Source organism: Methylotenera sp. L2L1, from assembly GCF_000744605.1.
Classification (GTDB): Bacteria; Pseudomonadota; Gammaproteobacteria; order Burkholderiales; family Methylophilaceae; genus Methylotenera.
Map to the genome: position 1 here is coordinate 1508925 of NZ_JQMG01000001.1, position 18703 is coordinate 1527627.

Below are 18703 nucleotides of genomic sequence, written 5' to 3' on the forward strand. Positions count from 1 at the left end.
AATAAAGATGTTGTTTAGCGATGCTTTTTCTAAAGTGGTGATTAATCGAGTGGCGATTAAAAATGTGTACCACATTGGAAACTGATTCGGCTGTTTAATTCCAACCGTTTATCAAAATGTTTTGTGTGTTTACCCAAATTTAATCTCACTTAGTGTTTTTGCTAAGTAATCAAATACTACTCTGACACGTTCTGCAACTGGGCCGCGTTGTGGGCGATAGACATAAATACCCCATGGTGCGGGTGATTGATCTGCTAATACGGAAACGAGCTGGCCATTTTGGATATATTTATTACATATAAAATCAGGGAGCTGACCGTAGCCAATGCCTGCAAGCACCGCTGCTAGTTCTGCTTCGATGTCATCTGTAATAAAAGCTGGTGCGCTGGGAAAGCAGTCTGGTTCGTCTGCAAAAGACCAAGGCCACATTCTGCCGGTATTTTGGTCAATGAGTCCAGTGTATGGCATTTCACACAGATCGTTAACTTGATAAGGAATACCTGTTTTCTCAATAAGCGCAGGCGCGCCAACAATGTGAAATCTAATTTCATTCACACGTCTTGCAACATTTCTATTGTTACTAAAAAATCCGATACGCACCCCAATATCCATTTGATCAGCCACTACATTATCAATCAGATCTGAGAATCTAAGGTCTAGCTGAATGTTGGGGTAATCTTTTGAGAACGCAGTAAGGGCTGGCAGTAGGTATTGGCGCCCCAATGTGCTGGGCATGGTAATCTTAACTGAGCCCTCTATCGCTTGTGGCGGGTGCGCATGTTGATTAAGCTGAAATAGTGCATCCACCTGCTCAATCACACCTTCGCTTTTGAGCGCCATTTGCTTACCAAATTCAGTGATGGTAGTGTTCCGTGTGCTTCTGTAAAACAGTGGTTCACCAACACGTTCTTCCAGCTCTTTGATGGCGCGAGTGACTGATTGTGGTGAAATACCTAGTCTGATTGAAGCTTCTTTAAAGTTGGCGGATTCTGCGACTGCTTTAAATATGCGTAGCATTTCTAATTGATTCTGCATGGGTGGGTAATCCATAATTTGGAATTATCAATTCCAAATTATTCCATATAATGATAGCTAACAGTGTGCGATAGTGCTATTTTGCATTAATTGTTATTGGTATTAATCGATAATTACCGTGTAAGTTTATAAAAATCAATATTGAAACAACAAATTAGAGGGTAAACCATCATGATTATTTTGAATATCAATGGTAAAGAAGCGCAGCTGGATGTGTCTGATGATATGCCGATATTATGGGCATTAAGAGATGTCATGCATCTTACCGGTACCAAGTTTGGTTGTGGCATGGCGCAATGTGGGGCCTGTACGGTTCATCTGGATGGACAGGCGATTCGCTCGTGTATTACCCCCATTGCTGCTGCTGTCGGTAAAAAAATTACCACGATTGAAGATGTTCAAAATGATAAAGTGGGCCAAGCGGTACAGGCCGCATGGAGTGAGGTGGATGTGGTGCAGTGTGGATACTGCCAATCTGGCCAAATCATGGCCGCGACAGCGTTGCTGACTACCAACCAAAAACCTACTGATGCAGATATCGATGCAGCCATGAGCGGAAATATCTGCCGTTGCGGTACTTATCCGCGTATCCGTGCAGCGATTCATGCTGCGGCAACTAAATTAGCTTAAGGAGATATCATGACAGCCCCTTTAAATATCTCAAGACGTACTTTCATCAAAGCCTCGGCACTTGTTGTGGGCGGCCTTGTGATTGCGTTCTCTATTCCTCAAGCTAAACGCTTTTTGCTACCAGGCGCTGCGAAAGAAACTGGCAGTGCGGGTGAGGCAAAGCTACCAGCACCTAATGCTTTTTTACGTATCGGTACCGATAATACAATCACTGTGATGCTTGCACATAGCGAGATGGGGCAAAGCATATGGACCACATTGCCGATGTTGATTGCCGAAGAGTTGGATGCCGATTGGAGCAAGATTAAAGTGGAGCATGCATCTGCATCGCCTGCGTATCTTCATACGGCTTACGGGATTCAAATCACTGGTGGTTCTTCTACTACTTGGTCAGAGTTTGACCGATATCGTCAGGCTGGCGCTTTAACGCGTCAGCTATTAATTGGCGCGGCTGCTGAGCAGTTAGGTGTTCCTGCGGCTAACCTTAAAACAGAAAATGGTTTTGTGATTAGCGATGACACGAAAATTAGCTATGGCGATTTAGCTGAAGCAGCGGCTAAGTTAGAAACGCCCAAAGCCGTCACGCTTAAAGACCCTAAAGATTGGAAAGTGATTGGCAAGGCGACTAAACGCCTTGATGGCCCAGAGAAAATAAACGGCACTGCGGTATTTGGCCAAGATATTCATTTTGATGGGCTAATGACGGCGATGGTTGCTCGCTCACCAGTGTTCGGCGGCTCAGTAAAGTCTTTTGACGCTAGCGCTGCTAAGCAAGTGAAAGGTGTGCAGCAAGTGGTGCAAGTGCCTACGGGTGTGGCGGTAGTGGCTGATAATTATTGGGCAGCAAAACAAGGACGTGAAGCACTCAAGGTGGAGTGGGACTTAGGCCCAAATGCAAGCCTTGATTCAAAAGCAATGCTTGAGGATTTTAGAAGCAAAGCGGCTAATCCAGGTCTAGTTGCAGCGCAACTGGGGGATAGCAAAACCACGCTATCTAAAGCTGAGAAATTAATCGAAGCCGAATACGCATTGCCGTATTTAGCACACTCACCGATGGAGCCGCTCAACTGTTCAGTCCGTATTGAGAAAGATGCTTGTGAAATTTGGACAGGCACGCAAATGCAAACAACAGACCAGCAAGCTGCGGCAAAAATATTAGGCCTTAAGCCTGAGCAGGTCAAAATCCATACGCTTTTCTTAGGCGGTGGTTTTGGTCGACGAGCAAATCCAGCCGCTGATTTTGTGTCAGAAGCGGTACAAGTGGCTAAGGCTGCAGGTGTGCCGGTGAAAACAGTTTGGAGCCGTGAGGATGATGTGCAGGGTGGTTATTATCGCCCGATGTATTTGCACAAAGCTAAAATCGGCTTGGATGCCGATGGTTTCCCTACCGCTTGGGAGCAAGTGACGGTAGGTCAGTCGATTATGTTAGGGACACCGTTTGAAGCTTTTATGATTAAAGATGGGGTTGATGCTACCTCAGTAGAGGGCATTGCAGATTCACCCTATTTGAAGAAAACTCCTAACTATCATGTGAGTTTGCATACCGTGAAAACTGGTATTCCTGTGCTTTGGTGGCGTTCAGTTGGGCATAGCCATTCTGCATTTGTGATGGAAAGTTTGGTGGATGAACTTGCACATAGTGCGAAAAAAGACCCATTAGATTATCGTCGTGAGTTGTTAAAAGGTCACCCACGTCATTTGGCTGCGCTTAATTTAGCGGCTGAGAAAGCCGAGTGGGGTAAGCCATTGCCTAAAGGTGTTTTTCGTGGGATTGCTGTGCATGAGTCTTTTGGCAGTTTTGTTGCGCAAGTCGCAGAAGTGTCTGTTGATCAAGGTGCGGTGAAAGTGCATCGTATGGTATGTGCCATTGATTGCGGGCTGGCAGTAAACCCTTATTCTCTAAAAGCACAAATGGAGTCTTCGATTTCTTTTGGCTTAGGAGCTGCCATGCAAAGTGAAATTACCTTTAAAGAAGGTAAGGTCCAGCAATCTAACTTCCACGATTACCTCGTGATGCGCATGAGTGATATGCCCAAGGTTGAAGTACACATCGTGCAAAGCACTGAAAAAATGGGCGGTGTAGGTGAGCCGGGCTTGCCGCCTGTTGCACCTGCGGTGACTAATGCAATTTTTGCGGCTACCGGCAAACGTATCCGCCAATTGCCGATTGGCAATCAGTTGGCTTAATCCCTTGAAATCTGCTGACTTAGAAGTATTAGACAGAGCGCTTGATTGGCTGAATGATGGTTATCAGGCGCATTTGTTTACCGTAGTGAAGACGTGGGGCTCTGCGCCGCGTCTACCCGGTGCGGTGCTGGTGGTGCGTGAAGATGGGCATCTTATCGGCTCAGTTTCCGGTGGCTGTATTGAAGATGATTTAGCAGATAAGGCACGTAATCGAACCTTGCCAACACAACCTACGGTCATGGAATACGGTGTTAGCCGTGAAGATGCACAGCGCTTTAGAATCCCATGTGGTGGCCAATTGCAGATATTTGTGGAGCCATTGAATGAGGCCGCACAGTTAGAGTCGATTATTCAGAACTTACGTGACCGTAAACTGACCAAACGCTCTGTGAATATTCGCACAGGTGAAATCAAGCTCACAGAAGTGTTGCCTGAAGGCGCACCTAGAATTGAGGGTGATTGGTTTCATACTTACTTTGGACCGCAATGGCGTTTATTGATTATTGGCGCTAATCAACTTGGCGCTACGCTAGCGAGTATGGCACAAGCATTGGATTTTGATGTACTGGTGTGTGAGCCACGCCAAGAAATTCGAGATGAGTGGCATGTAGAGGGCGCCACTTGGGTATATGGCATGCCTGATGATGTGGTGCTGGATATTGAGCCAGATGCGCATACCGCGATTGTGGCGGTGACGCATGACCCTAAGCTGGATGACATGGCTTTGCTTGAAGCATTAAAGTCCGATGCATTTTATGTAGGTGCACTTGGCTCGCACAAAAATCAGGAAAAGCGTCGTGAACGTTTACGGATGTTTGATCTGAATGAGGCTGAAATTGCGACGATGCGCGGCCCAGTGGGGTTACGCATCGGTAGCCGTACACCTGCAGAAATTGCTGTTGCTATTCTTGCCGAGTTGATTCAAGTGCGAGCGCAACAGACGACGATTGGTTTGATAAACCAAGTAAGTTGTGCGGCTTAACGTTTTATATCAGCTTGCGTATCAATATCTGCCAAAATTCCCGCATCCTCACATGGCAGCATGCAAACTTCATCTGGATATCGTTTAATAATAGAGCGAGCACCTTCATCACCGTGTAGCTTTTCTAGATCGCTACGATGTTTAGCAGCAAAGCCAACAGGATGTCCGCGTTGGTCCTTATAAGTGGGGATGACGATGGATTGGTTAGTACTATTTGTTAGTTGCTTAGCAACAGTACTAATCGTGGCAGATTGAATATATGGCATGTCTGCCAAGGCAATCACAAAGCCTTCTTTTGCCGCCTCAAAATTAAATGAAAAGCGGATGGCAGTAGATAGGCTATCCGCCATTTCCTGCTTATCCTCTTCACATGCCACCACATTAAAACCGGTCGTGAGTAATAACTCAGCAAGCTGAGTATTTTCTGCCCGCACCACCGCAATACTGGTGGGCATTGCCTCAATGAGATTTTGAGCCGAAGCTAGCGCTATTAGCCGACCATCTGGCAGGGCTTGTAATAGCTTGTCACTGTTGCCGAATCGTCGTGAATAACCAGCCGCCAGTAAAATGCCTATCATTAAAAATCCCTGCGTGACTACTTTAGGTTTGGCATAGCTGGCTGGTGTTATGCAGCTACCAATTTAACTGATGCCCATCGCTTTAAGTTTACGATACAGCGTATTGCGGCTAATGCCGAGCTGGCGCGCAACTGCGGAAACATTACCGGCCTCTGTTTGCATAGCGTGCCTAATCGCTTGGCTGGTTAAATCGTCTAAATCCAATGAGGTGGATGATGACTCAGCTGTCAGACATGGCTTAGCTTGCGGCATTTCGTCAATAAAATCTTGAGTGAGGTGTAGCGTGCTAATTGGCGTTCCATCTGCCAGCGCCAATGCGGTTCTGAGTACATTGTGCAACTGGCGGATATTGCCCGGCCAAGAGTGTGCTTTGAATACGTCCATGACGTCGGGCGTAATTTCTATGTTGCCAGCTTGTTCAATATGCAAAATGACATCAATCAGCGCCTGCAAATCAGAGCGTTCTCGCAAGGGCGGCAGGGCTACGCTTAAGCCATTTAGGCGGTAATAAAGGTCACTACGGAACTCGCCGCTATCTACTTTTTCTTTTAGTTTTAAATTGGTAGCGCTGATTAGCGAGAAATTGACTGGAATCGATTTTGAGCTGCCTAATGGTGTAACCGTGCGTTCTTGCAGCACTCTCAGTAACCTTGCTTGCAAGGAGAGCGGCATATCGCCAATTTCATCCAAGAATAGCGTACCGCCATTCGCTTGCTCAATCTTGCCAGGGCTGCCTTTGCGCCTTGCACCGGTAAATGCACCTTCTTCATAGCCAAATAACTCTGCCTCAATTAAGCCCTCTGGCAATGCAGCACAATTCACGGCAATCCATGGGCCTTTATGCTGTGCACTTGCCTCATGAATCGCGCATGCGAATAACTCTTTACCAACACCCGTTTCGCCTTGAATCAAAATAGGGATGTCGCGTGACAGTACTTGTTTTATTTGTTGTATAGCCCGTGATATTTTAGCGTCACCACTGTCTAGCAAGTCTAAATTGGCAGCACTGGTTCTTTTTACGATGGCAGGTGGTGTGGTGCTAATCTGTTGTTTTTTATGTAACAGTTCTACTTGCACATAAATACGTGCGCCATTATTTAACCTTAATGGAACGATTAATTTATCTGCACTACCGGTTTGTCTTAATAAACTGTTAAATGGGATATCAAATAACTGGTCAAAGTTAATTTGCGGATAAGCCCGTGAGCTATTCGCAGGGGTAGCGCCTGTATTCAGACTCAGCTGGAACTGGCCGCTACGGTTGATGGCAACCAATTGACCACCTGCGGTGAAAATGGCAACACCTTCCCATAAGGTGCCGATAAACTCTGGACGAGCATGAAAGTGCAATACCACATCGCCTTGATGGCTCGCTAAAAACAGCCGATTCTCAATCATCTGCGCGGACATCTTAATCAACGCCAACGTATGTTGCTGCGATGTGTTGGAATCGTTAGAAACATCCAATGTAGCAATCAGTTGATTCTCCGCACCAAAAATAGGGACAGCCGAGCAGCTTAATGAGTGATGGTATGCCATAAAGTGCTCAGCACCCTGTACCGTGAGTGCTGATTGCTCAATTAGCACAGTGCCAATCGCATTGGTACCTCTATGGTTCTCATGCCAAGATGCACCGGCAGATAAAGCAATGCGTTGCTCTTCGTTCAGAAAGTGATGGCCGCCTAGGCTATGCAGAATCACGCCTTCATCGTCCGTTAATATCACCACGTTACGTGTATGTGCGATTTGCTCGTTAAGTGTCTCCATCTCAGGTTGTGCAAGCTTGAGCAGTTGCTGATTCTGCTCACGTTTTAGCGCAAGCTCTTGCGCGGTAACAACCTCTAAGCTTTGCGGTGAGTTTGTATCAATACCATTCGCCAGACAACGCCGCCATGAGCGCTCAATCGCTTCAGCAATCGCCCCTTGTTCTACATTGCCATTGCTCAAAAACTCTTTTCTGGCCTGCAGTATGGTTGGGGTTTTATCGGTTGTGGCATTGCTCATATCGTTGGCTACTTACCTTAAGTAATTGAACACCTGTCACGTGACAACTGTTCAATTTTGACACAGTGTTAAAAGTTAAATGCTTTCAGTATGGAAAGGGTGTTCATTTCCAAGGAAATTTTAGTTTGTTGATTTTAAATAATTTTTTTATATAAAATTATTTAAATTGCGGCTTTTTATTGTGTTGGCATGCCCATTGCAATATTAGCACTGTTACCAATGTCGTTTCAATGCATGAAATTAGTAATACATAACTTAAATAATTTTTATAATTTGGGGATGCAAAATGAATCATCAATTTAAACGTAAATTTAGCGTTGGCTTAGCGTTAAGTGCAAGCCTGTTCGGCATGCTGAGCACACCAGCTTTTGCTGAAGATGAATTATCAACACTTATGAAAGATGATAATCAGTGGGCACATCCACGCAAAGATTTTAGCAATACTGGTTATAGCCGTCTTAGCCAAATCAATAAAGGCAATGTGAAAAACATGAAACTTGCCTGGTCTTTTGCAACAGGGGTTAATCGTGGTCATGAAGGCGCGCCATTGGTGATTAATGGTGTGATGTATATCCATACCGCGTTTCCTAATAACATCTACGCGCTAGACTTAAATAATAGTCAGAAAATTCTTTGGTCTTATTTTCCTAAACAAGATCCATCAACACAAGCTTTGCTATGCTGCGATAACGTCAATCGTGGTTTAGGTTATGGCGATGGCAAGATTTTCTTGCAACAGAACGACGGGTTATTAGTGGCATTGGATGCAAAAACTGGTAAAAAACTTTGGGACACGCAAGTTACCAATGCGAAAGAGGGTGCATCAAATACCAACGCCCCCCATGTAATTAAGGACAAAGTGATTACTGGCTGTTCTGGTGGCGAGTATGGTGTGCGTTGTTATATCTCTGCCTATAACATTAAAGACGGTGCATTGGTATGGCGTGCATACAGCACAGGTTCAGACCAAGATGTATTGATTGGTGATGATTTTAATAAAGATAATCCGCACTACAGCGCGTTATCGCTTTACCAAGATGTAAACGGCGGCAATAAAATTGGCGGTTCATTTAAAGCTTTACCTAAAGATCAATTGAAGTTCCCAGAGAAAGATCTTGGTATTAAAACTTGGCTCAAACCACAAGCCAAAAAAGATGGCTGGCAGAATGGCGGAGGCCCAACTTGGGGTTGGTACTCATACGATACTAAGTTGAACTTAATGTACTACGGTACCGGTAACCCAAGCACATGGAACCCAGATGTGCGCCCAGGCGATAACAAATGGTCGATGACGATTTTTGCACGTGATGTTGATACCGGCGAGGCTAAATGGGGCTATCAAATGACGCCGCATGACGAGTGGGATTACGACGGTATGAATGAAATCATATTGTGGGATTCTAAAGGCAAAAAACTTGCTAGCCACTTTGACCGTAACGGTTTCGGTTACACGTTTGACCGCACCAATGGCTCATTGTTAGTTGCCAACAAAATGCATCCGTTTGTTAACTGGGCATCTAGTGTTGATCTTAAAACTGGTACGCCAGTAAAAGATCCTAAGTTTTCAACCCACCAAGATTACAACGCACTAGGGATTTGTCCTTCAGCGCTTGGCGTAAAAGATCAGCAACCTGCTGCGTTCTCACCAAAAACTGGCATGTTCTACGTACCACTTAACCATGTGTGCATGACTTATGAGCCAGTTGAGTCTAAATACGTGGCTGGTCAACCATGGGTAGGTTCAACCTTAACCATGTTCCCTGGTCCAGATGGTGTGATGGGCGGCTTTATGGCTTGGGATGGTTTAAAAGGTAAATCAGCTTGGTACAAAAAAGAGCAGTTCTCAGCTTGGGGTGGTGCACTTGTTACCTCTACCAACCTAGTGTTCTACGGTACACTAGATCGTTGGTTTAAAGCGGTTGATGCTAACTCAGGTAAAGAGTTGTGGAAGTTCCAAGTAGGTTCTGGCGTAGTGGGTAATGCCATTACTTACGGCCATAAAGGTAAGCAGTATGTAGGTGTGCTGTCTGGTATTGGTGGCTGGGCAGGGGTTGCGATGAACCTAGGTTTAACTAACGCTACCGATGGCTTAGGCGCTGCTGGTGGTTATAAAGATCTAGTTAAATACAATGCGGCACCTGGTGGCGGCGCAATGAACGTATTTAGTCTTTAACTTATTAAGTCATGAGGAAATATTAAATGTATCTATTAAAGAAAACAGTTTTATTAAGTGCATTGCTCTTGAGTGTGCAAGCGGCTAATGCTGCTGATCCGGCAGAAAGTCTTGCACAAAAGAGCGGATGTTTAATGTGTCATGGAGTTCAGAATGCGATTCTTGGTCCATCTTACAAAGACGTAGCCACTAAATATAAAGGTGATGCATCTGCTGAAGCTAAATTGGTTGCAAAAGTGAAAGCCGGTGGTGGTGGCGTTTGGGGAAAAATGGCGATGCCACCTAACAGCCCACAAGTAAAAGATGACGATATTAAAACGATTGTGAAATGGATACTTAAACAGGCCTAGCTGTTTGAGTGTTCTGTCATAAAAGAAAAGGGTCAACCGTGAGGTTGGCCCTTTTTTTATGTCAGAAATAATCAAGACGTTGTCTTTTCTAGATTGTGCTTAGTCGGTTTAGCTTCACCTTGGGCTTACTTGACCTTGAGTTTATTTCAACGAAGGCTTAACCTCAGATTGTGCTCAATCTCAAAGCAGACAGGGCTATCAAGCACCTGATGGCTATTCAACATTAGCGACTGGTTGCTCCGCCCCTACGACACGGTTTCGACCAGATTGTTTTGCCAAATATAAGGCCGCATCCGCGCGAGGTAGCACACTATCAACTGTTTCTCCATACAATCGCTCTGCAACCCCTGCACTAAAGGTAATGAGTATGCGCTCATTATTGTGCAAGAAGAAGTTTTTTGTTAAGTCGCGCTGCAAGCCTGAAACCACAGTGACGGCGTCTTTTTGATTTGAGCCTGGCAGTAAAATAACAAACTCCTCACCGCCATAGCGCGCTAGCACATCCGTGCTACGTAAAATGTTCTTAACGACCTTGGATAAATGGGCGAGCGCTTTATCGCCAGTTGAATGTCCCATGGTGTCGTTAATTTTCTTAAAGTGGTCAACGTCTAGCATTGCTAGCGATAGTGGCGTACCATGCCTGTCAGACCGCTCAAATTCACGAACAAGTGCCTCATCCATGCCGCGCCTATTTAATGCGCCGGTTAAAAAGTCCTCATGTGCAGCTTCACTAATATAATCAAGTTTCAGCGTTAGTTCGTTGATTTTCTTTTCGGCTTCTTCTGCTTTTTTCTGTGACGCTAAGAGCGTAACGTGATTGGCTTTTGCCTCATTGTTCATTTCACCAATATCACCCACTAAGCTTTCTAAGATAGTGTTGAGTTCAGAGATATCCTCAATCTCGTTGATTTGAGTATGGTATTGCTGAATCTTGTTTTGGTAGCTACCTGTCGAGGTTGTAATGTCAGCCAGCCGGCTCACAAATGTGCTCACCATGCTTCTCAGTGTTTCTTTTGCTTCAATCAGGCCAGGTTTAATCTGAGCCTGCTTGAAAATGAGATCTTTTAGGCTACTTTCTGCGTTATAGACAGTGTCAATTTTGAGCGGTTTTGAAATAATTTCTTTCACGATTACAATTTGAGCATGTAACCATTGGTCTTCAATGGTTAAATCAGCCATGCTGGCAACTAGTAGTCGCAATATTTCAACCAAAGCTTCTTGCATCCTACGCTGAGCATCTGTTTGCATTTCTGCTCGCAGCAGGGTGGACCGTAAAGCACCGTTTAGTTGGTTAATTTGCTCAAGCGTTTGTGCGGCTTCAGCTTCTTTAATTAACTCCTCAACACGGTTAGCGGCACTCGGTGAGTCTGTGAATTTAGGTAGGACAAGAATCCTGATCGTCCTAATCAGTATGTCGCGCCAAGCGACAGCGGTTTCTGCGTGATTGACATCACTTTTATCCGTATGATTATGTATAGGCAGTGGCGCGTCATCTTTGTTAGATGGTTGCCCATTATGGTTTGGTTTGGAAATGTCATTGGGAGGTATTTCAATGCTCACAGCTTTGCCTTCGCCCCATGAGGTTACAAGCGTCTGAATCTTCTCCGCTAGCTGAGAAGGGTCGTTTCCAAAGGTTGAGATGATGCGATTTAAGCCGTCTTTTTTGGTTGAGGCCGTTAACCCTGTATGATTAAGTTCTAGCTGCTTGAGTAAGTAGCGTAATAGTGTGCCCCACTGAATGTCATCCTCGTTTTCACCATCGTTAGAAATCAGCGCACGAAGTTGCTTATCCAAATTAACCGCATCATGTTTGTCGATCAAGCTGGAAATTCTTTTTGCAACCGTTGCGTATTTAGCGTTATCTTTACTTTTCTCTAACAGTACCTTGTTCAAGGTATTGTCTAAAATCGCTTTGCTGTTTGATGAGGCCACGCCAGCAATTTCATCGTAAACTTGTCTGTAGTTCTCAGGTGTGGGTGGTCTTTGGCTTTTTGATAGCTGAATTAGCGTCTGGCGAGCAATTTCAAGTGAGGTTAGTTTCTGTTCCATAAGATCCGTGCTGATTAATCCTTTTGGGTGATTGTTACATGTTGTTTAACTTGTAACAAGCTGTCATCTTACTATGGTGTTAATTTAACCACAATTATTTAGCTTAACTATTATAGTTCGCCACTCAGCGCCAAGAATTAGCAAAAAATAGACAAAAAAAATGACCCGATAAAGGGTCATTTTAAATGGATTCTTTAAGTACTAAACCTTCTGAATGTTAGAAGCTTGTTTACCTTTTGGTCCGTCAGTCACGTCGAAAGATACGCGATCGTTTTCTTTCAAACTTTTGTAGCCGCTATCGTTGATAGCTGAGAAATGTGCGAATAAATCGTCACCACCTGCGTCAGGAGTAATGAAACCAAAACCTTTAGAGTCATTAAACCATTTTACTAAACCTGTTGCCATATCTTATTCCATACTTTTTAAAAAAGGGAGGCACCCTGAAAGTTCGGGTTTTTAAATACTATCAATCCACGAAAGACCAAAAAATTAAAAATTCAAACGCCTACATTGCTTTTTACGGACAATTTAGGAAGCTGTCAAGCACATTTTGAATTATATTTACAGGGTAATGCTTGATAGTTATTAAAATCAGTCACTTATTTAACTGATTAGCTTGCTAAATTAAGCTTGTAAGGCTATAGTGCGCGTGCGTTAGGTAGTGCTTGCGTAAACAATTTTTATACTCACTATTCCCAATGTTTTACGATTGCATCAACTTTTGATTAGCTTGTTGCTTTAACACGGGTCTTACATGATTTTGGAGCAAAGCAATGGCAAAAGAAGAGTTAATTGAAATGAGCGGTGTGGTGATGGAGATTTTACCTGATTCACGTTATCGCGTGACATTAGATAATGGCCACACCTTGGTAGCATATACCGGTGGTAAGATGAAAAAAAACCACATTCGTATTTTAGCGGGCGATAAAGTTACGCTAGAGTTGTCTCCGTATGATGTGAACAATGGACGCATCACATTTAGACATATAGATAGTCACCATACTTATACCCCTAGAAAAAAATCGTATTAAACACTAAGGGGTATCGCGTTACCTGTATTAAAGATTGGCAGCTCTTTGTTCAGATTGCTAGAGAGGGTGTTTCGTTTTAGCGTTTTTTCAAAACTCTGCAAGTGCCTCTCACAGTGTGACGTTTTAAAACAAAAAAATCAGCTATATGCTGATTTTTTTGTTTTATGCGGATACTTTAAATTAAGACTACATTTCTACAAAAAACATTGCAATCATTACCAGAGCAATCAAAGCGAAAGTGCTACCAATAAAATTAAATAAATTAGCTACAGCCCGTCTATTGTCAATTTTGAGGGTGTGAGAGTTTTGCTCTCGATGGTCATTAAAGACAGGTTTTTGAAACTCAAGTTCCTCTGCTTTGTATTTTAAATACATTACCGTAATAAAAAACACTCCTGATATTATAAAAAACAATATTCCCCACATTGAGTTAACCCCTTTTTTATTGATTGGTATTTGATTGGACAATAGGTGTTGATAACAGTCAGTACAAAATTTAGTTGATTGAATTAAGTCAGTAATTTTTGTTGTATAAATTCATTCTTATTAAATAAATCCATACTGTTTGTGTGACTAGAAAATTAACTGGTGTCAGTATCTTTGCGGCAGGGTCTGGGGAGCTCTCTGTTGGCGCTTATGCGTGTTTTTCAATCATTTGATGGTATGCCTCATGCTTGTGGTATTCAGTGACGCTAAGGGCCTGAATTGCACGATTTGTTGGGTTGTTGTGTTTTTACAGGCGTTTTGTTAGCTGGTGCTTCAGTTGATTGGGGAAGTTGGAGGTAGTGTTTCTATAGGCGGGAAATGTTAGCTAGTTTTCATCAAGCTAAAAAGAAAAATCCCTTATAAGCGTTTACTTATAAGGGATTTAAAATATTGGCGGAGTGGACGGGACTCGAACCCGCGACCCCCGGCGTGACAGGCCGGTATTCTAACCAACTGAACTACCACTCCTTGAACTTTATGTATTGATAAAATCAGCACATATTCAGTTAAAGCTCAAATTTTCGTCAGTGCAAATTGGTGGGTGCTAACGGGGTCGAACCGCTGACATTCGCCTTGTAAGGGCGACGCTCTACCAACTGAGCTAAGCACCCTGCAGCACTAACGAGGTCCGCATATTACAGATAATGCGGTATGTTTTCAACACATTTTTGAATTAATTTAAATAAAAGTGAGTTTTTTTTAATTGTCTCAATTAAGTGACGTTTGAGATGAGGGTTTTGATATCTTTTGGACGATTAAACGAACTCGCTATCAAGTTGAATTTGATTGCGACCAGCAGATTTTGCGACATACATGGCGTCATCTGCGCGTTTTAATATTTCGTCCTCATTTGACTCATGGTTAATAAATAACACAACACCGATACTTGCTGAACATAAGTGTTCGATTTCAGTTTTAGTATCACCAGTATTTAATGATAGTAAATATGGCATTAATAATGCCTGACGTATTTTCTCTGCTATACGGTTTGCTTGTTGAATGGACTTTTCTTTATCTGTCGTTAATGAGTTAAGTAAAATGACAAACTCATCACCACCAAAACGAGACACTGTATCAATTTGGCGGACACAGCTTTTGATACGTTCAGCTACTTCTAGCAGTAATGCATCGCCAAACGCATGCCCGTAAGTGTCATTAATTGGTTTGAAGTTATCAAGGTCTAAAAACATGAGCGCACAGTAGCGACCATTACGTTTGCTTGATGCCATGGTTTGACTTAAACGATCTTTAAGTAAGCGTCGGTTAGGGAGTTTTGTCAGCGCATCATAAAATGCTAGCTGACGTACTTCGTCTTCCAGTTTTTTACGATCTGTAATATCTAAATTATGCCCCTGAAGATATAAGCGTGTGCCATTCTCATCTTCAATAGGTGTGACGCGACAGTAGAAGTCTCGATAAATACCATCATGCCGTTTTAATCTAAAGTAATGGTCATAACCAGTTTTCTTTTCGAAATCAACTTGCCATATTTTTTGAGCTTCTGCTAAGTCTTCTGGATGGACAACAGAAGTCCATTTCTCTATGGTTAACGCATCATCTAGGCGCTGACCAGTAAAATCAAACCATTGTTTATTGGTGTAAGTGAAGGAGGTGCCGTCAAATGCCCACATATGGATATTGGTGTTATTCAGCAGTATCGATAGTCTTTGCTCGCTTTCGGCGAGTGCCTTGCTTCTGTTTGCAAGTTCAGACGTGCGTTGTTTAATTTTGTCTTCTAGCGTTTCTTGATGTAACAAGATTTCAGCGCTAGCGCGTTGGAGCTTATCAATGACGATTCTAATGTGTTTGATAAATGGGTTGAAAATCAGCATTGCTTCTAGTGATAACAGTAATAGAGTGAGAATCCATAAGGCCGTCTCTGCTTTTTCCAGTTGCTTGATAGATGCTTCACCCTCTAATTGATATTGATGCACCGCTTGGTCAAGTGATGAAACTAAAGTCGTCGGTGCTGTGTTGGTAATGTAGCGTAGTGCTGCATTGTCTGGACTGAGTTTGTTGCTATCTGTGGCGAGCAATGCGCGTACGGTATTAATGTAAGTTCTTACTTGTTTGTTAAGAGAAGAGTCACCTTCAAAATACATTGCTCTAACCGCTTGTGACATTGTCGATGGGAGCCCCATTTCTTTATTGCCATATAGTAATCCATGATGCGAGATTGCCATTAGCTCAATAGATTCTTCCAATTTTTTGCGAATAGACGCACGTTCATTTGCGTGTGCGGTGACCAGTAAGTTGGCAAACAGTGCAGTACGTTGGCTTAGCATACGTTGCCGTCCGCTGATGTTGACTACGGCGGCAGTACTTTCCTGCTTGGAAATGACAAGTTTGAGACTGTACCAAGCGGCGGTTGAGAGCGCAGCAACGAGAGATAGTGCTAGTACGTAGCGCCAAGTGAGAGCTTGCGCGATACCTAGGTCATCTTTGATGTGTAGTTTTGTGAACAAGTCTTTTCTCAGTTCTTGTCACGGCATATGACAATTGACTATAAGCCAAATTTCTACATCCATGAGGAGACATTGGTGTGTCTGTCAGTTGTTTGAAATGCTGACCTTAGTACATGATTCAACTCTAACAAAATTGTCTGTGCAGGTAAAGCGACCCTATTGGGTATATGGTTGAGTGAACTGAGGTTTTAGCGATATTTTAATTTTAAATAGAATGATTTATGTGTCTTGGTTGGTGACTTTAATACTATGACGATGTGTTGATCGGACGACTAAGTGTGTTTTGATGGGGGTAGGTGCCAAAAGTAGATACTTAAATGTTGAGTTTTTAGTATGTAAATCGATTTTTAAGCTTGATTTAAGCTTAGGCGCATAAAGTGATACTCACCATTTAATCAACGGAGTTAAATCATGAAAAAATCAATGAACACATTTACTTTAGCGTCAGTTATCTCATTAACTTTATTATCGCCATTGGCGTTTGCGGATGACGATATCCAAGAAATTGAAGCAATCTCTAAAGAGTTAGGTCTAATTACATTAGAACAGGCCAAAGCAAAGGCGCTTGCTGCAAAACCGGGTGCCGTCGAGGATGCTGATCTTGAAAATAGAAAGTTTGGTAAGGGTTGGGATTACGAGTTTGAAATTGTTGATGCTGATGGGCGTGAGTGGGAAGTTTTAGTGGATGCTAAAACCGGCGCAGTAAGAGATGTTAGCCAAGAGTGGTTTTAAGCTAATAACTTGCGTGGGGTAAATCTAATTTCAACGCGTAAGCCACCTAGCGCGGCTGAGCGGCTGAAGCTTAGGTTTGCCCCATAGCTGTTTGCAATGTCACAGACGATGGCAAGGCCTAAGCCGCTGCCAGTCACAGATTCATCAGCTCTAAAACCACGCTGTGTCAGTGAATTTAATTCATGCACCGGGCAGCCCGGTCCGTCATCTTCAATCACAAAGATTGGTGCATCGCTGCCCGTTACGGTGAGTGACACATTACGTTTGCACCATTTACAGGCGTTATCTAACAAGTTGCCCAGTATTTCCAATAAATCTTCACCATCACCATGAAATTTCGTTCCTTCGGTGACTTCCCATGTGATATTCACGATCTTGGCTTTGTAGATCATACGCATCGTATGTGTGAGTTGTGCAATTTCGGTTTTTAAGTCTATTTGCTGCATAGGTCGAACATCGCCCATTAAACGAGCACGCTTTAGCTCCCGCTCGATAATTTGGTCTAGGGCATCGGTTGCTGCGTAAATTGACTCACGAATCTGAGGGAGTCCTTCAATTTCTGCGCGCTCTGCAGTTTGATTAAGCAGTGTTAGTTTGGTCTTAAGCGCGTGAGCTAAGTTGCCTAGCGACTCTCTGGAGCGTTTAGATTTTTGCTGGACAGTCTGTAACAGATGATTAAGTTCTGTAATCAGCGGTGCAATTTCTTCAGGTCCTTTGGACGCTATCTGATTGGCTTCACCTCGTTCTAGTTTGGCGATATCGCTTTGAATCTTTTTCAACGGCAGCAGCGCATGCTGGATAATCAGCCGCTGTATGGCTAATAAAGTGATGAGCCCTAGCAATGAAATTGCGGCATATATCAACTGAAAGCGTTCAATACTCGCTTTTAATGGGCCCAGGTTTTCAGCCATTGCAATACTGATGGTTTGGCCTTGTTTTTGATATCCATTGATAACAATCAGTAACGATTGTGCTTCTGGTCCCTTTTGATATAGTAATTTTTGTTCGCCAGTCGCTAACTTGTTGATGTTGAGGTCGGTATCCCACAGCGAACGTGAAATCAGACGCTGTTTGCCAGAGCTAACAACATAATAGTGACCAGAGAATGGTCGTTGGTAGATAGCGCTTAGGCGTTGAGCGTCGATTTCAAGCTGATTAGATGCATTGAATTGTGCGCTGGCGAGCAGGCTCTCGCCCTCATGTTGCAGGCGTTTGGTTAATTGATCTTCGCTCAGTTTGTTGATAGCGTAGCTTACTACTAGCCATTGCAACGAGAGCAATAACACTAGGCTAAGCGTCAGGCTCCAAGATAGTCGGCCCTTGAGCGATAGCATTATGGCGCCACTCCAAATATATAGCCTTGGCCACGTCTTGTTTGTATTAAGCTACTGCCGATTTTTTGGCGTAGGCGGTTTACATAGACTTCAATCACATTGCTATCTTTATCTTCATCATATTCATAAACGTGTTCAGTTAAGACCGATTTAGAAAGAATGTGCCCCGGATGCAGCATAAAGTATCGTAGTAGTCTGAATTCTATGTTGGTGAGGTTGCACTGATCGCCATTGTCGAACATCACGGTTTGCGTTTGCTCATTAAGTTTGAAGTGCGCTGAGTGTAACTCACCTGCATTGTTACCAATGCTGCGTTTAAGCACTGCGCTAATTCGCGCTAGTAGCTCTTCAATCTGAAAAGGCTTGCTGACATAATCATCTGCACCAGTGTTGAAGCCTGCCACTTTGTCTTGCCATCCGCCTCTGGCGGTAAGGATGATGACTGGTGTAGTGACTTGTTCCTTGCGCCAGTTAGTGAGTATCTCCAGCCCATTACGTTTTGGTAAGCCTAAGTCCAGTATGATTAAATCGTAGGGCTCTAGTTTGCCTTGTATTTCAGCCTCGATGCCGTCAGTCGCTAGGTCTGTGGCATAGCCTGCCCGCTGCAGGCCAGTTTGAAGCTGCGGGCCAAGTGTTAAATCATCTTCTACGACAAGCAAGCGCATAG

16 protein-coding genes and 2 tRNA genes are annotated in these 18703 nt (G+C 43.5%); 7 read left to right on the forward strand and 11 right to left on the reverse strand.

Annotated features, from left to right (window positions below):
- Positions 1 to 129: 129 nt before the first annotated feature.
- Positions 130 to 1035, reverse strand: coding sequence for a LysR family transcriptional regulator (locus tag FG24_RS07255; RefSeq protein ID WP_036304069.1), 906 nt, complete (start codon positions 1033 to 1035; stop codon positions 130 to 132).
- Positions 1036 to 1206: 171 nt separating this feature from the next.
- On the opposite strand from FG24_RS07255, the gene FG24_RS07260 reads away from it, so the two are divergent.
- From FG24_RS07260 to FG24_RS07270, 3 genes are read left to right on the forward strand one after another with little or no spacing between them, the layout of a single operon-like run.
- Positions 1207 to 1665, forward strand: coding sequence for a (2Fe-2S)-binding protein (locus tag FG24_RS07260; RefSeq protein ID WP_036302258.1), 459 nt, complete (start codon positions 1207 to 1209; stop codon positions 1663 to 1665).
- Positions 1666 to 1674: 9 nt separating this feature from the next.
- Complete coding sequence (locus FG24_RS07265; RefSeq protein ID WP_036302259.1) at positions 1675 to 3852, forward strand: xanthine dehydrogenase family protein molybdopterin-binding subunit; 2178 nt, start codon at positions 1675 to 1677, stop codon at positions 3850 to 3852.
- Between the two features lie 4 nt (positions 3853 to 3856).
- On the forward strand, positions 3857 to 4834 hold the full coding sequence (locus FG24_RS07270) for an XdhC family protein (protein ID WP_036302260.1): 978 nt from the start codon (positions 3857 to 3859) through the stop codon (positions 4832 to 4834).
- On the opposite strand, the gene FG24_RS07275 is transcribed toward FG24_RS07270, so the two are convergent.
- Both FG24_RS07275 and FG24_RS07280 read right to left on the reverse strand, forming a co-directional pair.
- Complete coding sequence (locus FG24_RS07275; RefSeq protein WP_036302261.1) at positions 4831 to 5412, reverse strand: nucleotidyltransferase family protein; 582 nt, start codon at positions 5410 to 5412, stop codon at positions 4831 to 4833. The two genes, FG24_RS07270 and FG24_RS07275, sit on opposite strands and share 4 nt — an antisense overlap.
- 63 nt (positions 5413 to 5475) lie before the next feature.
- On the reverse strand, positions 5476 to 7416 hold the full coding sequence (locus FG24_RS07280; protein ID WP_036302262.1) for a sigma-54-dependent Fis family transcriptional regulator: 1941 nt from the start codon (positions 7414 to 7416) through the stop codon (positions 5476 to 5478).
- 286 nt (positions 7417 to 7702) lie between these two features.
- Here FG24_RS07280 and FG24_RS07285 point away from each other — a divergent pair, with 286 nt between their 5' ends.
- Both FG24_RS07285 and FG24_RS07290 read left to right on the forward strand, forming a co-directional pair.
- Positions 7703 to 9589: a methanol/ethanol family PQQ-dependent dehydrogenase gene (locus tag FG24_RS07285; RefSeq protein WP_036302264.1), complete on the forward strand. Its 1887-nt coding sequence runs from the start codon at positions 7703 to 7705 to the stop codon at positions 9587 to 9589.
- Positions 9590 to 9615: 26 nt separating this feature from the next.
- Positions 9616 to 9939 carry a c-type cytochrome gene (locus FG24_RS07290; RefSeq protein WP_036302265.1) on the forward strand — a complete coding sequence of 108 codons (324 nt, stop codon included), beginning with the start codon at positions 9616 to 9618 and terminating at the stop codon, positions 9937 to 9939.
- A 213-nt stretch (positions 9940 to 10152) separates the two neighbouring features.
- Here FG24_RS07290 and FG24_RS07295 read toward each other — a convergent pair whose 3' ends face one another.
- Together FG24_RS07295 and FG24_RS07300 are read right to left on the reverse strand one after the other, a co-directional pair.
- Entirely contained in the window at positions 10153 to 11988 is a 1836-nt protein-coding gene (locus tag FG24_RS07295) for a sensor domain-containing diguanylate cyclase (protein WP_036302266.1), read from the reverse strand.
- A 201-nt stretch (positions 11989 to 12189) separates the two neighbouring features.
- Positions 12190 to 12393 (reverse strand): cold-shock protein, encoded by a 204-nt coding sequence (locus tag FG24_RS07300; RefSeq protein ID WP_019897632.1) that lies wholly within the window; start codon positions 12391 to 12393, stop codon positions 12190 to 12192.
- Between the two features lie 368 nt (positions 12394 to 12761).
- On the opposite strand from FG24_RS07300, the gene infA reads away from it, so the two are divergent.
- Positions 12762 to 13019 carry a translation initiation factor IF-1 gene (gene infA, locus FG24_RS07305; protein ID WP_036302267.1) on the forward strand — a complete coding sequence of 86 codons (258 nt, stop codon included), beginning with the start codon at positions 12762 to 12764 and terminating at the stop codon, positions 13017 to 13019.
- Positions 13020 to 13205: 186 nt separating this feature from the next.
- Here the strand turns inward: infA and FG24_RS07310 are convergent, their stop codons facing one another.
- The 4 genes from FG24_RS07310 to FG24_RS07325 form a co-directional block, all read right to left on the reverse strand.
- Positions 13206 to 13445 (reverse strand): hypothetical protein, encoded by a 240-nt coding sequence (locus FG24_RS07310; protein ID WP_036302269.1) that lies wholly within the window; start codon positions 13443 to 13445, stop codon positions 13206 to 13208.
- A gap of 451 nt (positions 13446 to 13896) precedes the next feature.
- Positions 13897 to 13973 (reverse strand) — tRNA-Asp (locus tag FG24_RS07315).
- A 67-nt stretch (positions 13974 to 14040) separates the two neighbouring features.
- Positions 14041 to 14116: transfer RNA gene (locus tag FG24_RS07320), tRNA-Val, on the reverse strand.
- 144 nt (positions 14117 to 14260) lie between these two features.
- On the reverse strand, positions 14261 to 15970 hold the full coding sequence (locus tag FG24_RS07325; RefSeq protein ID WP_036302270.1) for a diguanylate cyclase domain-containing protein: 1710 nt from the start codon (positions 15968 to 15970) through the stop codon (positions 14261 to 14263).
- 411 nt (positions 15971 to 16381) lie between these two features.
- Between FG24_RS07325 and FG24_RS07330 the strand changes: the two genes are divergently transcribed.
- Positions 16382 to 16702, forward strand: a complete 321-nt coding sequence (locus FG24_RS07330; RefSeq protein WP_036302271.1) for a PepSY domain-containing protein — start codon at positions 16382 to 16384, stop codon at positions 16700 to 16702.
- Here FG24_RS07330 and FG24_RS07335 read toward each other — a convergent pair.
- Both FG24_RS07335 and FG24_RS07340 read right to left on the reverse strand, forming a co-directional pair.
- Positions 16699 to 18036: a sensor histidine kinase gene (locus tag FG24_RS07335; protein ID WP_036302273.1), complete on the reverse strand. Its 1338-nt coding sequence runs from the start codon at positions 18034 to 18036 to the stop codon at positions 16699 to 16701. The genes FG24_RS07330 and FG24_RS07335 overlap by 4 nt on opposite strands.
- Positions 18036 to 18701, reverse strand: a complete 666-nt coding sequence (locus FG24_RS07340) for a response regulator transcription factor (RefSeq protein WP_051901471.1) — start codon at positions 18699 to 18701, stop codon at positions 18036 to 18038. The genes FG24_RS07335 and FG24_RS07340 overlap by 1 nt, the downstream gene beginning before the upstream one ends.
- Between the last annotated feature and the right edge of the window lie 2 nt (positions 18702 to 18703).